The following is a 17,126-nucleotide window of genomic DNA, read 5'->3' on the forward strand; positions in this document are numbered from 1 at the left end:
GATAATAGCACACTTCACTCGGCAACCAGCCACTTCTGCCAGCTGTCACGCACCAGCGTACGTTCAGCGTCGAAGTGCTCCGGCACCACATGGCCCGGAAGTTCCTGCAATGCAAGATGATGAAGTTCATCGCGCAGCGTCGTATAAGCACGGGTAAGCGCCAGCGCTTCCTGCTCATCCATAATGTCGTTTTGCGCCAGTAACTCCAGAATGCGCACGTTATCCGACCAGCGCGTCAGCTTCGGTTTTTCATGCGCATAGCGCAGCACCAGGTATTGCGTAATAAACTCAATGTCGGTGATGCCGCCTTCATCCGCTTTGATATCAAAACGATCGCGATGCTTATTGCCCAAATGGGCCCGCATTTTCTCACGCATTTCGCGCACATCGGTCTGCAAGGTTTTCGCATCGCGGACGAGGGTCATGATATCGCGACGAATCGCATCAAACTGAGAGGTCAACCGTGGGTCGCCGTACACCACTCGAGCGCGCACCAGCGCTTGATGCTCCCACGTCCAGGCTTCGTTGCGCTGGTAATCAGCGAAAGCCTCGGTTGATGTCACCAGCATTCCCGCCGCGCCGGACGGACGCAACCGCGCATCCACTTCATACAAAATACCGGATGAGGTGCGGGTGCTGAAAAGGTGCATAATGCGCTGCGACAGACGCAGATAGAACTGTCGCCCGTCAATCTCACGCTCACCATCCGTCATCACGTCCATAGGACAGTCATGCAGGAAGATCAAATCAAGATCCGAACTGTAGCCCAGCTCCCAGCCGCCCAGTTTGCCATACCCGACGACGGCAAAACCGCGCCCCTCGCGCTCGTTAAGATGAGTGGGTTGCCCGTAGCGAGCGACCATCTGCATCCACGCCTGCTGGACTACCGCATCAATAATAGCTTCCGCCAGCCAGGTTAAGTGGTCGCTCACCTTCATCACCGGCAGCGTACCAGCGATATCTGCCGCGGCAATGCGCAGCAACTGCGTTTGCTTAAACTGACGCAGCGCTTCCAACTGCTGCTCTTCGTCATCTTCCGGTACGCGCAGCAAATACTGGCGCAGTTCATCACGGTAGGCATCCGTCGCGGTGGGTTGATACAGGGTGTTCGGATCCAGCAGTTCATCGAGCAACAGCGGATACCGCGCCAGCTGGCTGGCGATCATCGGCGAGGCAGCACATAACGAAATCAGATGCTTAAGCGCTCCGGGGAATTCGCTCAGCAGCTCCAGATAGGTCGTACGGGTCACAATGCCTACCAGCAGCGGTGTGATGCGCGACAGTGGGACTGAGGCGTCGTCACGCGAACAGACATCGCTCAGCAGATGTGGCATTAAGTGATCCAGCACCTGGCGTCCGCGTGGGCCAATGGTGCGTTTATCCAGCTCTTTGCGAAAATCGGCAATCAGAGACAGCACGCGCCGGCGATCGTCATCCGCCAGATGCGTCAGCACCGGCGTGGTGTCATCTTCCTGTAATGCGTCCTGCCACAGTTCACGCCACTGTTCTGAGAGCGACTCTTCCTGGGTTTCTGCTTCGTCATCGCCAATCAACTCGTTAAACACCCGGCGCACGTTGTCCATATGACTGGCCAGCACATCGGTTAGCTGCTGCCAGTCATCGACGTTCATCCCCCACGCCAGCCGCGCGCGGTTCAGTTCATCGCCTGGCAACGTCTGGGTCTGCTCATCATTGATACTTTGCAGCAGGTTCTCCAGACGACGTAAATAGAGATAGGCTGCGCGCAGTTGTTCCGCGTCGGTATCTGACAGCAGGTGCAACGCATTGATGGCGCTGAGCGTGGGTAACAGCGAGCGGGATTGCAATGACGGCTCGCGCCCACCGCGAATAAGCTGGAATACCTGCACGATAAATTCGATTTCACGAATACCGCCCGCGCCCAACTTAATGTTGTCTTTAAGGCCACGGCGGCGCACTTCGCGGGCAATCATTCCTTTCATGTTACGCAGAGACTGGATCACACTGAAATCAATATAGCGGCGGAAAACAAAAGGCCGCAGCATAGCGCGTAGCTCACTGACGTAAGTACCGTCGGAATCGCCCATAATGCGGGCCTTGACCATCGCATAGCGTTCCCAGTCGCGCCCTTGTTCCTGGTAATAATCCTCCAGCGCGGAGAAGCTCAGCACCAGCGGGCCGCTGTCGCCAAACGGGCGTAAACGCATATCCACCCGATAGACAAATCCATCCATTGTGGGCTGATCCAGCACTTTGATAAGCCGCTGGCCCATACGGGTAAAGAACTGCGCGTTATCCAGCTCGCGACGTCCGCCCTGCGTACTGCCGTGCTCAGGCCAGGCAAAAATCAGATCGATATCAGAGGAAAAATTCAGTTCACCGCCGCCCAGTTTCCCCATGCCTAAAATCAGCAGCGGTTGCGCAACACCTTGTGGATTACAGGGCGTACCCCATTCACGACAGCAGGCGGCGTATAACCAGTCACGCGCGGCGACGATCAACGTTTCAGCCAAATGGCTTAGCTGCTGCAAGATACTCTCTTCCGTCACCAGCGACAGCGTCTGCGCCCAGGCGATACGCACCATGATGCGACGGCGAAACAGGCGCAGCTCACGCATCAGCGTGTTTTCATCGCTAACGTCGACCAATGCTTGCTGTAACCAATCAGCATAGTGTTGCCATTCATCCGCCCCGGGTGGCGTGCTTTCCAGTTCGACCAGCCATTCGGGATGGGCAATAATGCTGTCGCGAAAAAAATCACTGAATGTAAGCACTGACTTCGCCTGAATACTAAGCGAGGACTCAGATATTGCTGCTGGCAGCCGCTCAACAACGGTCGGCCAGTACTGCTGTAACGGTGAAGAGAGCTGCTTCATTTATGGATTATCCTTTGAATAGTACCGGGCAGCGGCATGTTGCCTTATCCAGCCTGCATGCCGCTTCCGCCCATCGCGTAGGCCTGATAAGCGCAGCGCCATCAGGCATCCCGGCCTCACCCTGATTATCGTTTTCCGCTGTGCAGCCAGAACGGTTCCAAAGCAATCGCCTCGTTGCGGAAGTGTTCAATTTCAATGTATTGGTTGGCCGCAATGGCGTGACGTAAACCCTGCCAGGTGGCGATCCATTCCGATGCGACCTTTTCGTCGTAGTATCCCGCCAGCATCAGCATGCTATCAATATTGCGCGTCAGGCGCGGAAGTTGAGCGGCGTACTGATCGCCCAGCGGCTGAGCAAAAGCTGTTTTCAGTTCAGCGGCATGGCGCGAGAGATGGGTATCTGAGAAACGCTTAAAGGAGTCGGCTATTTTACCCTGCGCCTTCGCATCAAGGAACGGCTGCCACCCTTTGGTCACCAGCCATTCGGTCAACGCCAGCTTGGCCATCGCCGTTTGCGTGCTGTAAACCGCGGAAACGGCAGAAACGTCAGACGCAATGATCGCTTCCGACTGGGTCAGCAAATCACGTAAGTGAGCACTCGCTTTTCGCGGCACATTACCGCCAAACAGCATCAGAATGTGACGCACCAGGCCCATCGCAGCCAGCACCTCGGCTTTCGCCCCTTTGACGCCGCGCACCCACAGCTCTTCATGGTACTGCCACTGTGATAATGCCAGCTCCAGCGCCGCTTCCAGCCCTTGCTCAATACTCGCTTTTGCCGGAACCTTCAAAATGCGCGTCGGTTTGAGTTCACGCGGTGCATTCCCCTGAGCCAGATGATAGCCGCGCGCCGCTTTACTCAGGCTGCCCTGGCGTAAACCGGTTTGCGATACCAGTTGGTTTGCCAGCTTCATTACCGCACGGGTATCGCCGCTTAACAGCTCCAGTTCAAGCTCACAGATAGGTTCAGCCAACTCGCCCGCTTTCACTTCCCCGAGATCGAGGGCCATTTCAATGCGGCTATCGTCGATATCAAGGTGCCATTTCTCACGGTAAAAATCGGTGCTGAAGAGCGGCTGTACATGAGAGGCAAGTTCAGCGGGCAGTTCGCCATCAGGCCAGACTTCCGTTGGAAACAGGGAGAGATCCAACTCTGGCGCGTTCAGCGCAACGTTAAACTCCGGCCGCTGATGCAGGCCACCCGTCACTCGTCCGGCAATTTTCATGGTCATTTCGTAATGACCGTTCTCACCGCGAATACGCAGCCCCATATCGTGACCACGCAGCCACGCATCGGGCGTTTCGTAGTAGATATTCAGCAACTGGCTGGGCGCATGATGCTCTCCCCCCAGCGTATTCAGACGTTCACGTAGCGCATCTACAGCGTCACTATTGACGATAAATTTTAATTCGATTTCCTGGGCCATGGTCTTGTACTTATGGGTTATGTCACAGTTGAGAAAACTGACTGCGAACTAAGCTCGTTCTTTATGGTCAGTAGATAGTATTTTGCGCCAAATTGCCATGCAACGAGCAATTTGACGGGCGTAAAAGTTTCGAGTGGTGGCAAAAAGGACACAGATGATTCCGATTGATGTCGAATGCTTTGCGTAGAGACACTGATGCCACTACTATCGTTCCACTTTCTATGACAATAACGACAGCCTGATGCCAAAATTACGCCTGATTGGATTAACTTTACTCGCACTTAGCGCCACTGCAGTCTCTCATGCCGAAGAAAAGCGCTATGTTTCTGACGAACTGAACACCTGGGTCCGCAGCGGTCCGGGAGATAATTATCGCCTCGTGGGTACGGTTAACGCCGGCGAGGAAGTCACGCTATTACAGACCGATGCCAACACCAACTACGCCCAGGTGAAAGACAGCACCGGACGTACCGCCTGGATCCCACTGAAAGAGCTGAACAGTACGCCGAGCCTGCGTACCCGCGTTCCCGATCTGGAAAACCAGGTCAAGACCTTGACCGATAAGCTCAATAATATCGACACCACGTGGAATCAGCGCACCGCCGATATGCAGCAAAAAGTGTCGCAAAGCGACAGCGTAATCGACGGGCTGAAACAAGAAAACCAGAAGCTGAGGAACGAGCTTATCGTGGCGCAAAAGAAGGTCAGCGCAGCCAACCTTCAGCTTGATGACAAACAGCGCACCATCATCATGCAGTGGTTTATGTACGGCGGCGGCGTGCTAGGTCTTGGTTTGTTGCTCGGCCTGGTTCTGCCACACATGATCCCCAGCCGTAAACGCAAAGATCGCTGGATGAACTGAATCGCCTTCTCCGCCACACTGACATATGATTAAGGGATCATAATTTCAAAAGGAAAGTGGCGTGAAGATTTATCTGGTCGGTGGTGCTGTTCGGGATGCGTTATTAGGGCTACCGATTAAAGATAAAGATTGGGTTGTTGTCGGCGCCACGCCGCAAGAGATGCTCGACGCGGGCTACCAGCAGGTAGGCCGCGATTTTCCCGTGTTTCTGCATCCGCAAACCCGGGAAGAGTATGCGCTGGCGCGTACCGAACGCAAATCAGGCTCGGGGTATACCGGATTCACCTGTTACGCCGCGCCGGATGTGACGCTGGAGGCTGATCTTCAGCGTCGCGATCTGACCATCAACGCAATGGCCCGCGATGACGACGGCGAGATTATCGATCCGTATAACGGACGCGACGATCTGGAAAACCGTCTGCTACGCCATGTGTCCCCCGCCTTTAGCGAAGATCCATTGCGCGTGCTGCGCGTGGCGCGCTTTGCTGCCCGCTATGCGCACCTCGGTTTTCGTATCGCTGCAGAAACCATGACGCTGATGCGCGATATGAACGCCGCAGGGGAACTGGAACACCTGACGCCAGAGCGGGTGTGGAAAGAAACGGAAGGTGCTTTAACCACCCGCAACCCACAGGTATTTTTTCAGGTCCTGCGCGACTGCGGCGCACTGCATGTCCTGTTTCCGGAAGTAGATGCCCTGTTTGGCGTTCCCGCGCCCGCGCAATGGCACCCGGAAATTGATACCGGTATTCACACGCTGATGACGCTGTCGATGGCGGCCATGTTAAGTCCGGAGGTCGACGTGCGTTTTGCCACGCTGTGCCACGATCTTGGCAAGGCATTGACACCAAAAGCGCTGTGGCCACGCCACCACGGTCACGGTCCGGCTGGCGTGAAGCTGGTCGAGCAACTGTGCCAACGCCTGCGCGTGCCGAATGACATCCGTGATTTAGCCAAACTGGTAGCCGAGTTCCACGACCTCATTCATACCTTCCCGATCCTGCAGCCGAAAACCATCGTTAAGCTGTTTGATTCCATCGATGCCTGGCGCAAACCGCTGCGCGTGGAGCAAATCGCCCTGACCAGCGAGGCCGACGTGCGTGGGCGAACCGGTTTTGAAGCGGCGGATTATCCGCAAGGCAGGCTGTTGCGTGAAGCCTGGCAGGTTGCGCAGGCGGTACCAACGAAAGACGTCGTTGAGGCGGGATTCAAAGGTCAGGCTATTCGCGAGGAACTGACCCGGCGTCGGATCGCGGCGGTGGCCGACTGGAAAGAACAACGTTGCCCGAAAGCGTAGACAGTGCATTGCCGGATAAGCGTTAACGCCGCTATCCGGCAAGCTAGTAAAATCAGAAGAACACGACGTAAACGGCAGCCGCCACAATAAAGCGGTAAATCGCAAACGGAATAAACGAGATGCGCTTAATCAGCTGTAGGAAGGTTTTGATCGCCACCAACGCCACGATAAACGCCGTCACGAAACCAACTGCAAACATCGGAATATCTGATGCGCTGAGGAACGTCCAGCTTTTGTAGAGATCCAGCGCCGTTGCGCCCATCATCATCGGCACGGCCAGCAGGAAGGAGAATTCGGAGGCCGCGTAACGGCTTACTCCCATCAGCATACCGCCAGAAATCGTCGCCCCTGAACGAGAAAAACCCGGCCACAGCGCCAGACACTGGAAACAGCCAATCATAAACGCCTGGCGATAGGTCATATCATCCAGACCCGGGGCACGCGGCTCTTTCGGCTTCAGGCATTCTGCGGCAATCAGCAGCACGCCCCCTACCACCAGCGCATACATGACGTTGATCGGGTTAAACAGCGATTTGATGATGTCGTGGAAAATCAGTCCCAGTACGACGGCAGGAACCATCCCCAACAGAATATGGCCCAGCGTCAGCCGACCTTTGCCAGTGCCTTCATGTGGGACCTTACCGAAGTGAATGCCAATCAGGCCAAACAGGCGTCGCCAGAACATCACCACGACCGCCAGGATAGAGCCCAACTGGATAACCACCTCAAATGTTTTTGCGGTGTCACCCTCAAAACCCAGCAAGTGGCCAACAATAATCATATGGCCGGTACTGGAAACGGGTAAAAACTCCGTCAATCCTTCGACCACACCCAAAATTGCCGCCACCAGCAGCGAGTGCATATCACTCATTAATGAACCTCTAGATAGATAAACCACGGCGAAAACGAGCCGACATAAAGACCCTTTTATACCCGTTTGGTTTAGATATTATTATTTTAATTATTTTCTTTCAGATTATTGCCACGCTCAATGATAACCCCGACGTTCGCCGCACGGGCTACCGCGCCAGGTTTACTGAGTTTGATCCGCACCCATGGAGAATTAAAACGGCTAAGCAGCAGATCCGCCACCTCTTCCGCCACGCGTTCGACCAGCGCAAAGCGCCCGCCTTCCACATGATTAACAACCGTTTGAGCAATATCAGCATAGCTCAGGCAATCAGCCACATCATCGCTTTTAGCCGATTTACGGTTGTCCCACGCCATTTCGATATCGAACACCAACTGTTGTTCGATCGTTTGTTCCCAGTCGTAAACACCAATAGTGGTGATTACAGAAAGTTGCTCTATAAATACAATATCCATCACGACCTGCCTGCTTTTTGGCTAACCCGGATACCACTTCCGGCGAAATATGCGTATTATCCACAGAAGTAGCGTTTTACACGACATTTTCAAAACGGAACAGCTTATGAGTGCAATCGCGCCTGGAATGATTATCTTCGCGTACCTCTGTGGCTCAATTTCCAGTGCTATTCTGGTATGCCGCCTTGCTGGATTACCGGACCCGCGTGACAGCGGCTCTGGGAATCCGGGCGCGACAAACGTATTGCGCATCGGTGGCAAAGGAGCCGCCGTCGCGGTGCTGATTTTCGACGTCCTGAAAGGTATGTTACCCGTCTGGGGTGCCTATGCGCTAGGCATTAGCCCCTTCTGGCTGGGATTGATCGCGATCGCCGCCTGTCTGGGTCACATTTGGCCGGTCTTCTTCGGCTTTAAAGGTGGGAAAGGCGTTGCCACCGCCTTTGGCGCAATTGCGCCGATTGGTTGGGATTTAACCGGCGTGATGGCCGGAACCTGGCTGCTGACCGTTTTATTAAGCGGCTATTCATCATTAGGCGCTATCGTCAGCGCGCTGATCGCCCCCTTTTACGTCTGGTGGTTCAATCCCCAGTTCACTTTCCCGGTGTCCATGCTGTCGTGCTTAATTCTGTTACGCCACCATGACAACATTCAGCGTCTGTGGCGTCGTCAGGAGCCAAAGATCTGGACCAAGCTGAAGAAAAAACGCGAAAGAGACCCAGAGTGATTTTAATGTCGGATAGCGACGCAACAGCGTCTTATCCGGCGTGGGGAATGTGATACCCCTCTACCGGTTTGCCTAATCGGTGCTGGCACCACGTCGCCAGAAACTCCACGCACACCCGAAGCTTCACGCTGCGATACAGCGGCTCCTGATAAACCGCCCAGATATTGGCGCTTTGCGCATAGTCCGGCAGCACGCGCACCAGTTCACCGCTTGCCAGAAACGGCTGCAGGTCCCATTCGGAACGCAGCATAATCCCTTTTCCCTGTAGCGCCCACTGCAACACAATCTCGCCGCTGTTGGAGGAAAGATGTCCCGCCACCTTGACCGACTTTTTCTCCTGGCCGTTATCCAGCTCCCACACCCCGTGGGTCATATCGCGTTCTTTAGTGACCAGGCAATCATGACGACTTAATTCCTGCAGCGTTGTCGGCTCACCGTATTTTTGTAAATACGTCGGCGCTGCACATAATATTCTTCTATTTTTCGTTAACAAATGCGCAATATAATAATCCGGAATCTCGTCATTAATACGAATATCCAAATCGATATTATCCTGCGCCAAATCAATTTGCCGATCATAAAGTTCAAAATGCACCTGTAATTCAGGATAGCTATGCATCAGTTCGGTAATAGCCGGTGCAATATAACTGCGCCCAAAGCCAAAGCTACAGCCGATACGAATCATCCCTGCCGGGCGCGTTTTGAGTTGCGTGACGTCATCGACCAGATGCTGATAGCCCGCAAGAATAGCCTGCGCATGTTCATAACAACGTTGACCACTCTCCGTGAGTGTCACGCCGCGCGCGGAGCGGCTTAGCAGCGTCGTCCCCAGCGTTGACTCAAGGATCTGAATGCGTTTCGTCACAAATGCGGGCGTTTGGCCGAGCGCCGCGGCGGCGGCACTGAAGCTGCCGCTATGAACAATTTCAACCAGGACCTGCAGGTCTTTCGCGAGGGGATACGTGTTCAGCATGATCGGTATATCCGTAAAGTTGTTAACTGCAGTGTAATTCCCTCATGCGTATTAAACCCTGCCTTTGCGCAATTTTTATTGCTTATCTGAACATCATTCACGATCTGTTAATTGGATATTCACAGTGGCAAATAATATAAACCCACATTTTTAGTGGTAGTTTGTGGCGGAGAATTTATTTCCAGATAAATAAAAGAACTGGAGTTAACAAGATGAGCAATCAAAATAACCAAAATGCGATAACTACGCTGACAAACATTGTCGCCGATTTTACCGCCATGATTTCTACCCGCATGCCTGACGACGTCGTAGATAAATTAAAACAGCTGCGTGAAGGCGAAACTTCGCCGATGGGTAAAATCATCTACCACACCATGTTTGACAACATGCAGAAAGCTATCGACCTGAACCGTCCGGCCTGTCAGGACACCGGCGAGATTATGTTCTTTGTGAAGGTCGGCTCCCGTTTTCCGCTGCTGGGCGAATTGCAAAGCATCCTGAAACAGGCCGTTGAAGACGCCACGGTAAAAGCGCCGCTGCGCCATAACGCGGTCGAGATTTTTGACGAAGTGAATACCGGCAAAAATACCGGTACCGGTGTGCCGTGGGTCACCTGGGACATCATCCCTGATAACGACGACGCGGAAATCGAAGTCTACATGGCAGGCGGCGGTTGTACGCTGCCGGGACGTTCGAAAGTGTTAATGCCCTCTGAAGGCTACGAGGGCGTGGTGAAATTTGTCTTCGAAAATATCTCCACGTTAGCAGTCAACGCTTGCCCGCCGGTGCTGGTGGGCGTAGGTATTGCCACCTCCGTGGAAACCGCCGCCGTACTTTCTCGTAAAGCGGTGCTACGTCCTATCGGATCACGTCATCCGAATCCAAAAGCGGCCGAACTGGAACTGCGTCTGGAAGAAGGGCTGAACCGTCTGGGCATTGGCCCGCAAGGGTTGACCGGGAATAGCTCGGTGATGGGCGTGCATATCGAATCCGCCGCACGCCATCCGTCGACTATCGGCGTTGCCGTTTCTACCGGCTGCTGGGCACACCGTCGCGGCACGCTGTTGGTTCATGCAGACCTCTCCTTCGAAAACCTGTCTCACACCCGGAGCGCGTTATGAAAAAGATCCTCACAACCCCGATCAAAGCCGAAGATCTGGCCGACATTCGCGTTGGCGATGTCATCTACCTGACCGGTACGCTGGTGACCTGCCGTGACGTGTGTCACCGCCGCCTGATCGAACTGAAGCGCCCGATTCCTTATGACCTGAACGGCAAAGCCATTTTCCACGCGGGGCCCATCGTACGTAAGAACGGTGAAAAATGGGAGATGGTCTCCGTTGGCCCAACCACCAGCATGCGTATGGAAGCGTTTGAGAAAGACTTTATCGAGCAGACGGGCGTCAAACTGGTGGTCGGCAAGGGCGGCATGGGACCGCTAACGGAAGCAGGCTGCAAGCAGTTTAAAGCGTTGCACGTAATCTTCCCGGCAGGCTGTGCGGTCGTGGCGGCAACCCAGGTCGAAGAGATCGAAGAGGTACACTGGACCGAACTTGGCATGCCGGAATCCCTGTGGGTATGTCGGGTTAAAGAGTTCGGCCCGCTGATCGTTTCCATCGATACCCACGGCAATAACCTGATCGCCGAAAACAAAAAGCTGTTCGCTGAACGTCGCGATCCTATCGTCGATGAAATCTGCGAGCACGTGCACTACATCAAATAACCCTCCCGGAGAGGCGCTGCGCCTCTCCCTTTTCGTAGGGATACAACAATGGCACCTTTAGCTGGTTGGTGGCGATACCTGGCTCCGCTGGTGGTCATCGCCATTATTGCTGTACTGCCCGTCCCCAACGGCCTTGAGAGCCACACCTGGCTCTATTTTGCCGTTTTTACCGGTGTGATTGTGGGGCTGATTCTGGAACCTGTACCGGGCGCGGTGGTAGCGATGATTGGCATTTCGATCATCGCCGTCCTTTCACCGTGGCTGCTGTTCAGCCCGGAGCAACTCGCGCAGGACGGTTTTAAATTTACCGCCAAATCGCTGTCATGGGCGGTATCAGGTTTTTCAAACTCGGTAATCTGGCTTATCTTCGCGGCCTTTATGTTTGGTACCGGCTATGAGAAAACCGGGCTCGGTCGACGTATCGCGCTGATGCTGGTGAAAAAGATGGGGCACCGGACGCTGTTTCTCAGCTATGCGGTGATGTTCTCTGAACTTATCCTCGCTCCCGTCACGCCATCCAACTCCGCGCGCGGGGCCGGAATAATCTACCCGATTATCCGCAACCTGCCGCCGCTGTATAACTCGCAGCCCAATAGCGCCAGTTCTCGCTCCATTGGCTCGTACATTATGTGGATGGGCATTGTCGCCGACTGCGTCACCAGCGCCATTTTCTTAACGGCGATGGCGCCGAACCTGCTGTTAATCGGCCTGATGAAAGGCGCGTCCCACACGGCGCTGAGCTGGGGCGACTGGTTCTTAGGCATGCTGCCGCTGAGTATTTTACTGGTGCTGATTGTGCCCTGGCTGGCGTACGTGTTGTATCCACCGGTGCTGAAATCCGGTGATCAGGTTCCGCGCTGGGCGGATACAGAGCTAAAAGCAATGGGACCGCTCTGCGCACGCGAGAAAAAAATGTTGGTGCTGATGGTCGGCGCACTGGTGCTGTGGATCTTCGGCGGCGATTACATTGACGCTGCGATGGTCGGATACAGCGTAGTGGCGTTGATGCTGGTTCTGCGCATCATTAGCTGGGATGACATCGTCAGTAATAAAGCCGCGTGGAACGTCTTTTTCTGGCTGGCCTCGCTGATAACGCTGGCGACCGGGCTCAATAACACCGGTTTTATTACCTGGTTCGGCAAGCTGCTGGCAAACGGGTTGAGCGGCTATTCGCCGATGATGGTGATGGTGGCGCTCATTGTGGTGTTCTATTTGCTGCGCTACTTCTTTGCCAGCGCCACGGCGTATACCTCCGCCCTGGCACCGATGATGATTGCCGCCGCGCTGGCGATGCCGGAAATCCCACTCCCGGTCTTCTGCCTGATGGTCGGCGCAGCCATTGGTCTCGGCAGCATTCTGACCCCGTATGCCACCGGTCCTAGCCCTATCTACTACGGCAGCGGCTATTTGCCGACGGTGGATTACTGGCGACTCGGTGCTATTTTTGGCCTGATTTTCCTTGTGCTACTGGTGATTACCGGTCTGGTCTGGATGCCCCTCGTTTTACTGTAAAACCCCATTGGGGCGGCATATTGTCGCCCCTTTATCCATAAGCTTCTCATATGATCGATTTCCCGATGCGCTGAGGCATACTTTTTTGTATGCAAACACCCTCATGCTGATAAGGGAAACGCTCTGGACACGGTTGCGCACGAGACACTCACACGGGGCTGGCAGGCCGAACTGGATCTGCATTTCACCCGCACTGGGCACAACACGGTGCTCGCCTCGGCGCGTCATCAGGGTCCATTGACGGTTCAGCGCCCGTTTTACCCGGAAGAGGACGTCTGCCACCTCTATTTGCTTCATCCACCCGCGGGGATCGTCGGCGGGGATGAACTACACATTGCCGTAACTCTCAACGAAAACAGTCATGCGTTAATCACCCAGCCCGGCGCGGGAAAGTTTTATCGCAGCGGTGGGCCGCAGGCGTTGCTGCGCCAACATTTCACGCTCGCCCCGCACGCCACGCTGGAGTGGCTCCCCCAGGATACGATCCTCTTTCCTGGCGCCAACGCCACTATCCAGTCCGTCTTTCACATCGCGTCGGAGAGTCGACTGCTGGCCTGGGATCTGCTGTGCCTCGGGCGACCAGTTATGCAGGAGTCCTTCAGCCACGGCTCGCTGCAAAACCGTCTGGAAGTGTGGCGAAATGGGCAGCCGCTGCTGATAGAGCGCTTGCAGTTGCAGAAGGGGGAGCTGAGCGGCGTCGCGCACCATCCCTGGGTCGGCACGTTGCTGTGTTATCCGGCCACTGAAAACATGCTGGAAGGCACGCGCGAGCGGCTGACGCCGCTTGGCGATTACGCCGGGACAACGCTTAACGACTCACTGCTGACGATCCGCTTTCTTGCCGACGACAACCTGATTGTTCAGCGCGTTATGCGTGACATTTGGCAATTTCTGCGCCCGCTTTTGACACACAAACCGCCCGTACTACCGCGAATCTGGCAAACCTAAGAGACCCCGTATGGAACTGACCCCCAGAGAAAAAGACAAGCTGTTGCTGTTTACTGCCGCGCTGGTGGCAGAACGTCGCCTGGCCCGCGGGCTGAAGCTGAACTATCCGGAATCGGTGGCGCTAATTAGCGCTTTCATCATGGAAGGGGCACGCGATGGTCAAACCGTGGCCTCGCTGATGGAAGACGGGCGTCACGTCCTGCGCCGCGATCAGGTGATGGAAGGCGTTCCGGAGATGATCCCAGATATTCAGGTTGAAGCGACGTTTCCGGACGGATCAAAGCTGGTCACCGTCCACAACCCGATCGTTTAAGGAGCGGCAATGATCCCAGGTGAATATCAGATAGCCAAAGGCAATATCGCGCTCAATCAGGGGCGGGAAACCTGTACGATCGTGGTGGAAAATCATGGCGACAGACCCATCCAGGTGGGATCGCACTATCACTTTTCCGAGGTGAACCCGGCGCTGCGCTTTGACAGGCGGGCTGCACGCGGCTTTCGTCTAAACATTCCTGCGGGCACGGCGGTACGTTTTGAGCCGGGACAAAAACGCGAAGTCGAACTGGTGCGCGTCGCTGGCGCACAAAGGATCGTGGGTTTTCGCAGCGAAGTGATGGGCGCACTGGAGGCAAATGATGAGTGAAATTTCACGGCAGGCGTACGCCGACATGTTTGGCCCAACCACCGGCGATAAGGTACGTCTGGCGGATACCGACCTGTGGATTGAGGTGGAAAAAGACTTCACCACCTACGGCGAAGAGGTCAAATTCGGCGGCGGGAAAGTGATCCGCGACGGCATGGGTCAGGGACAAATGCGCGCGCAAGCGTGTGTGGATCTGGTGATAACCAACGCCCTGATCGTCGATCACTGGGGGATCGTGAAAGCGGATATCGGCATCAAGGACGCCAGGATCTTCGCCATCGGCAAAGCGGGTAATCCTGATATTCAGCCCGACGTCACGATCCCGATAGGCGTGGGAACTGAAGTTATCGCCGGGGAAGGCAAGATCGTCACCGCGGGCGGCGTGGATACGCATATTCACTGGATCTGTCCACAGCAGGCACAGGAGGCGCTGGTTTCCGGCGTAACGACGATGATCGGCGGCGGCACCGGCCCGGCAGCAGGAACTAACGCCACCACCTGCACGCCGGGTCCGTGGTACATCGCGCGCATGCTGCAGGCGGCAGACGCCTTGCCGGTTAACATCGGTTTGCTGGGTAAAGGCAACGGCTCAAACCCTGACGCCCTGCGCGAGCAAATCACCGCGGGCGCCATTGGCCTGAAAATCCATGAAGATTGGGGCGCCACGCCAGCCACCATCAACTGTTCCCTGGAAGTGGCAGAGGAGATGGATATCCAGGTGGCGCTGCACAGCGATACGCTCAATGAGTCCGGTTTCGTTGAAGATACGCTGGCGGCGATTGGCGATCGCACCATTCATACCTTCCACACCGAAGGCGCGGGCGGCGGCCATGCGCCAGATATCATCACCGCCTGCGCGCATCCGAATATTCTGCCCTCCTCCACTAACCCGACGCTGCCCTATACCGTCAACACCATCGACGAGCATCTCGACATGCTGATGGTTTGCCACCACCTCGATCCGGATATCGCCGAAGACGTGGCCTTTGCCGAATCACGCATTCGCCGGGAAACGATCGCTGCCGAAGATGTGCTGCATGACATTGGCGCGTTTTCCCTGACCTCGTCCGATTCACAGGCGATGGGGCGCGTGGGCGAAGTGATCCTGCGCACCTGGCAGGTGGCGCACCGCATGAAGGTTCAGCGTGGTCCGCTGGCAGAAGAAACAGGAGACAACGACAACCAGCGCGTTAAACGCTACGTCGCCAAATACACTATCAACCCGGCGCTAACCCACGGCATCGCCCACGAAGTTGGCTCCGTTGAGCCTGGCAAACTGGCCGATCTGGTGCTGTGGTCCCCAGCCTTTTTTGGCGTAAAACCAGCGACGATCGTAAAGGGCGGGATGATCGCCTGTGCGCCGATGGGCGATATCAACGCCTCGATCCCCACCCCGCAGCCGGTGCATTACCGCATGATGTTCGGTGCACTTGGCGCGGCGCGGCATCGTACTCGGCTGACCTTTATTTCGCAGGCCGCTAACGCGCAAAACATCCCGCAGCAGCTCAATTTGCAAAGCGCCATCGCCGTCGTCAAAGGCTGTCGGACGGTGAAAAAGGCCGACATGATCCACAACGGCCTGCAACCCAATATCACCGTCGATGCTCAGACTTATGAGGTGCGCATTGATGGCGAACTTATCACCAGCGAACCGGCAGACGTTTTGCCGATGGCGCAACGCTATTTCCTGTTTTGAGGAGTGACGATGATCTACCTGACCCAACGCCTTGACCACGCCCACCGCGTCACCGCAAGCGTCACGCTACCCATTGATATTCGAGTAAAAAGCCGTGCCAGAGTGACGCTGAACGACGGTCGCGAAGCCGGGCTAATGCTTCCGCGCGGTTTGCTGTTACGCAGTGGTGATCTGCTGACCACCGAAGATGGCAGCGAGGTTATCGAAGTGATCGCCGCGCCGGAGTCGGTTTCCGTGGTGCGCTGCGCCGATCCTTTCCTGCTCGCCAAAGCCTGTTATCACCTCGGCAATCGCCACGTTCCGCTGCAAATTCTGCCGGATGAGTTGCGCTACCATCACGATCATGTACTGGACGCCATGTTGCGCCAGTTCAGCCTGGAGGTGACGTTCGCTCAACTACCGTTTGAACCGGAAGCAGGCGCTTATGCCAGTGAATCACACGGGCATCATCACACCCATGCGCACTGATGCATAACATCCAACAGCTGCGTCTGATGCAGCTCGCCAGCAGCGCTCTCCCGGTGGGGTCGTTTACCTGGTCCCAGGGTCTGGAGTGGGCGGTTGAAATCGGCTGGGTGAAAAGCGCCGATGACTTCTCTGACTGGCAAATCCAGCAGATGGAGCAGAACTTCTTTACCGTCGACCTACCGCTACTGGCGAGACTGTATCGCGCCTGCGAGCAGGACGATCTCGCTGCAGCACGCCGCTGGAGCGCTTACCTGTTGGCCTGTCGGGAAACCCGCGAACTACGGGATGAAGAACGCAGTCGGGGCGCGGCGTTTACGCGGCTGGTCACCGACTGGGAAGCAGATTGCTCGCGGGAGTGGCGCGCGCTCTTTGTCGACAGCCAACTCTGCGGTATGGCCTGGCTGGGCGTGCGCTGGAAAATCCCCCTGACCGAGCTGGCGTTAAGCCTCGGCTACAGCTGGATTGAGAGCGCAGTGATGGCTGGCGTCAAACTGGTCCCTTTTGGGCAGCAGGCGGCCCAGCGTTTGATCATTGCGCTCTGCAACCGGTATGCACAAGGTCTGGCACAGGCGCTGGCGTGTCCTGACGCCAGCCTCGGCTCAGCAACGCCGTTGGCGGCCATCGCATCTGCCCGGCATGAAACCCAATATTCCCGATTATTCCGCTCCTGAG

At 55.7% G+C, this 17,126-nt stretch carries 17 protein-coding genes; 12 read left to right on the forward strand and 5 right to left on the reverse strand.

The genetic code is table 11. The features are described from left to right. Positions 1-14: 14 nt before the first annotated feature. Together glnE and WC7_RS05720 are read right to left on the reverse strand one after the other, a co-directional pair. Positions 15-2,855 (reverse strand): bifunctional [glutamate--ammonia ligase]-adenylyl-L-tyrosine phosphorylase/[glutamate--ammonia-ligase] adenylyltransferase, encoded by a 2,841-nt coding sequence (glnE, locus tag WC7_RS05725; RefSeq protein WP_016154531.1) that lies wholly within the window; start codon positions 2,853-2,855, stop codon positions 15-17. Positions 2,856-2,980: 125 nt separating this feature from the next. After that, positions 2,981-4,282, reverse strand: coding sequence for a CYTH domain-containing protein (locus WC7_RS05720; RefSeq protein ID WP_016154532.1), 1,302 nt, complete (start codon positions 4,280-4,282; stop codon positions 2,981-2,983). Positions 4,283-4,523: 241 nt separating this feature from the next. Here WC7_RS05720 and WC7_RS05715 point away from each other — a divergent pair, with 241 nt between their 5' ends. Together WC7_RS05715 and WC7_RS05710 are read left to right on the forward strand one after the other, a co-directional pair. Next, a complete protein-coding gene (locus tag WC7_RS05715; RefSeq protein WP_016154533.1) occupies positions 4,524-5,144 on the forward strand; it encodes a TIGR04211 family SH3 domain-containing protein in 621 nt (206 codons plus the stop codon). A 61-nt stretch (positions 5,145-5,205) separates the two neighbouring features. After that, complete coding sequence (locus tag WC7_RS05710) at positions 5,206-6,441, forward strand: multifunctional CCA addition/repair protein (RefSeq protein ID WP_016154534.1); 1,236 nt, start codon at positions 5,206-5,208, stop codon at positions 6,439-6,441. Positions 6,442-6,493: 52 nt separating this feature from the next. Here WC7_RS05710 and bacA read toward each other — a convergent pair whose 3' ends face one another. Beyond that, positions 6,494-7,312 carry an undecaprenyl-diphosphate phosphatase gene (gene bacA / locus WC7_RS05705; protein WP_016154535.1) on the reverse strand — a complete coding sequence of 273 codons (819 nt, stop codon included), beginning with the start codon at positions 7,310-7,312 and terminating at the stop codon, positions 6,494-6,496. 86 nt (positions 7,313-7,398) lie between these two features. Then, positions 7,399-7,767, reverse strand: a complete 369-nt coding sequence (folB, locus tag WC7_RS05700) for a bifunctional dihydroneopterin aldolase/7,8-dihydroneopterin epimerase (RefSeq protein WP_003828442.1) — start codon at positions 7,765-7,767, stop codon at positions 7,399-7,401. Positions 7,768-7,873: 106 nt separating this feature from the next. Between folB and plsY the strand changes: the two genes are divergently transcribed. After that, on the forward strand, positions 7,874-8,491 hold the full coding sequence (gene plsY, locus WC7_RS05695; protein WP_016154536.1) for a glycerol-3-phosphate 1-O-acyltransferase PlsY: 618 nt from the start codon (positions 7,874-7,876) through the stop codon (positions 8,489-8,491). A gap of 31 nt (positions 8,492-8,522) precedes the next feature. Here plsY and WC7_RS05690 read toward each other — a convergent pair whose 3' ends face one another. Then, a complete protein-coding gene (locus tag WC7_RS05690; RefSeq protein WP_016154537.1) occupies positions 8,523-9,464 on the reverse strand; it encodes an L-tartrate utilization transcriptional activator TtdR in 942 nt (313 codons plus the stop codon). Positions 9,465-9,676: 212 nt separating this feature from the next. On the opposite strand from WC7_RS05690, the gene ttdA reads away from it, so the two are divergent. The 9 genes from ttdA (at position 9,677) to WC7_RS05645 (ending at position 17,125) form a co-directional block, all read left to right on the forward strand. Then, entirely contained in the window at positions 9,677-10,585 is a 909-nt protein-coding gene (gene ttdA, locus WC7_RS05685) for a L(+)-tartrate dehydratase subunit alpha (RefSeq protein ID WP_016154538.1), read from the forward strand. Next, positions 10,582-11,187: a L(+)-tartrate dehydratase subunit beta gene (gene ttdB, locus WC7_RS05680; RefSeq protein WP_016154539.1), complete on the forward strand. Its 606-nt coding sequence runs from the start codon at positions 10,582-10,584 to the stop codon at positions 11,185-11,187. Before ttdA ends, ttdB begins: the two co-directional genes overlap by 4 nt. Before the next feature lie 48 nt (positions 11,188-11,235). Then, positions 11,236-12,699 (forward strand): anion permease, encoded by a 1,464-nt coding sequence (locus WC7_RS05675; RefSeq protein ID WP_016154540.1) that lies wholly within the window; start codon positions 11,236-11,238, stop codon positions 12,697-12,699. Positions 12,700-12,822: 123 nt separating this feature from the next. Further along, a complete protein-coding gene (locus tag WC7_RS05670) occupies positions 12,823-13,647 on the forward strand; it encodes an urease accessory protein UreD (protein ID WP_196808014.1) in 825 nt (274 codons plus the stop codon). Between the two features lie 10 nt (positions 13,648-13,657). Beyond that, complete coding sequence (locus tag WC7_RS05665) at positions 13,658-13,960, forward strand: urease subunit gamma (RefSeq protein ID WP_016154542.1); 303 nt, start codon at positions 13,658-13,660, stop codon at positions 13,958-13,960. Positions 13,961-13,969: 9 nt separating this feature from the next. Then, entirely contained in the window at positions 13,970-14,290 is a 321-nt protein-coding gene (locus WC7_RS05660; RefSeq protein WP_016154543.1) for an urease subunit beta, read from the forward strand. Continuing rightward, positions 14,283-15,986 (forward strand): urease subunit alpha, encoded by a 1,704-nt coding sequence (gene ureC / locus WC7_RS05655; RefSeq protein WP_016154544.1) that lies wholly within the window; start codon positions 14,283-14,285, stop codon positions 15,984-15,986. Before WC7_RS05660 ends, ureC begins: the two co-directional genes overlap by 8 nt. Positions 15,987-15,995: 9 nt before the next feature. Further along, the gene (gene ureE, locus WC7_RS05650; RefSeq protein WP_016154545.1) at positions 15,996-16,454 is read left to right on the forward strand and encodes an urease accessory protein UreE; all 459 of its coding nucleotides are present in this window, start codon (positions 15,996-15,998) and stop codon (positions 16,452-16,454) included. Beyond that, positions 16,454-17,125, forward strand: coding sequence for an urease accessory protein UreF (locus WC7_RS05645; RefSeq protein ID WP_016154546.1), 672 nt, complete (start codon positions 16,454-16,456; stop codon positions 17,123-17,125). Before ureE ends, WC7_RS05645 begins: the two co-directional genes overlap by 1 nt. Position 17,126: the final 1 nt, after the last annotated feature.

It is taken from the genome of Citrobacter sp. KTE151, from assembly GCF_000398845.1.
GTDB classification, from domain to species: domain Bacteria; phylum Pseudomonadota; class Gammaproteobacteria; order Enterobacterales; family Enterobacteriaceae; genus Citrobacter; species Citrobacter braakii.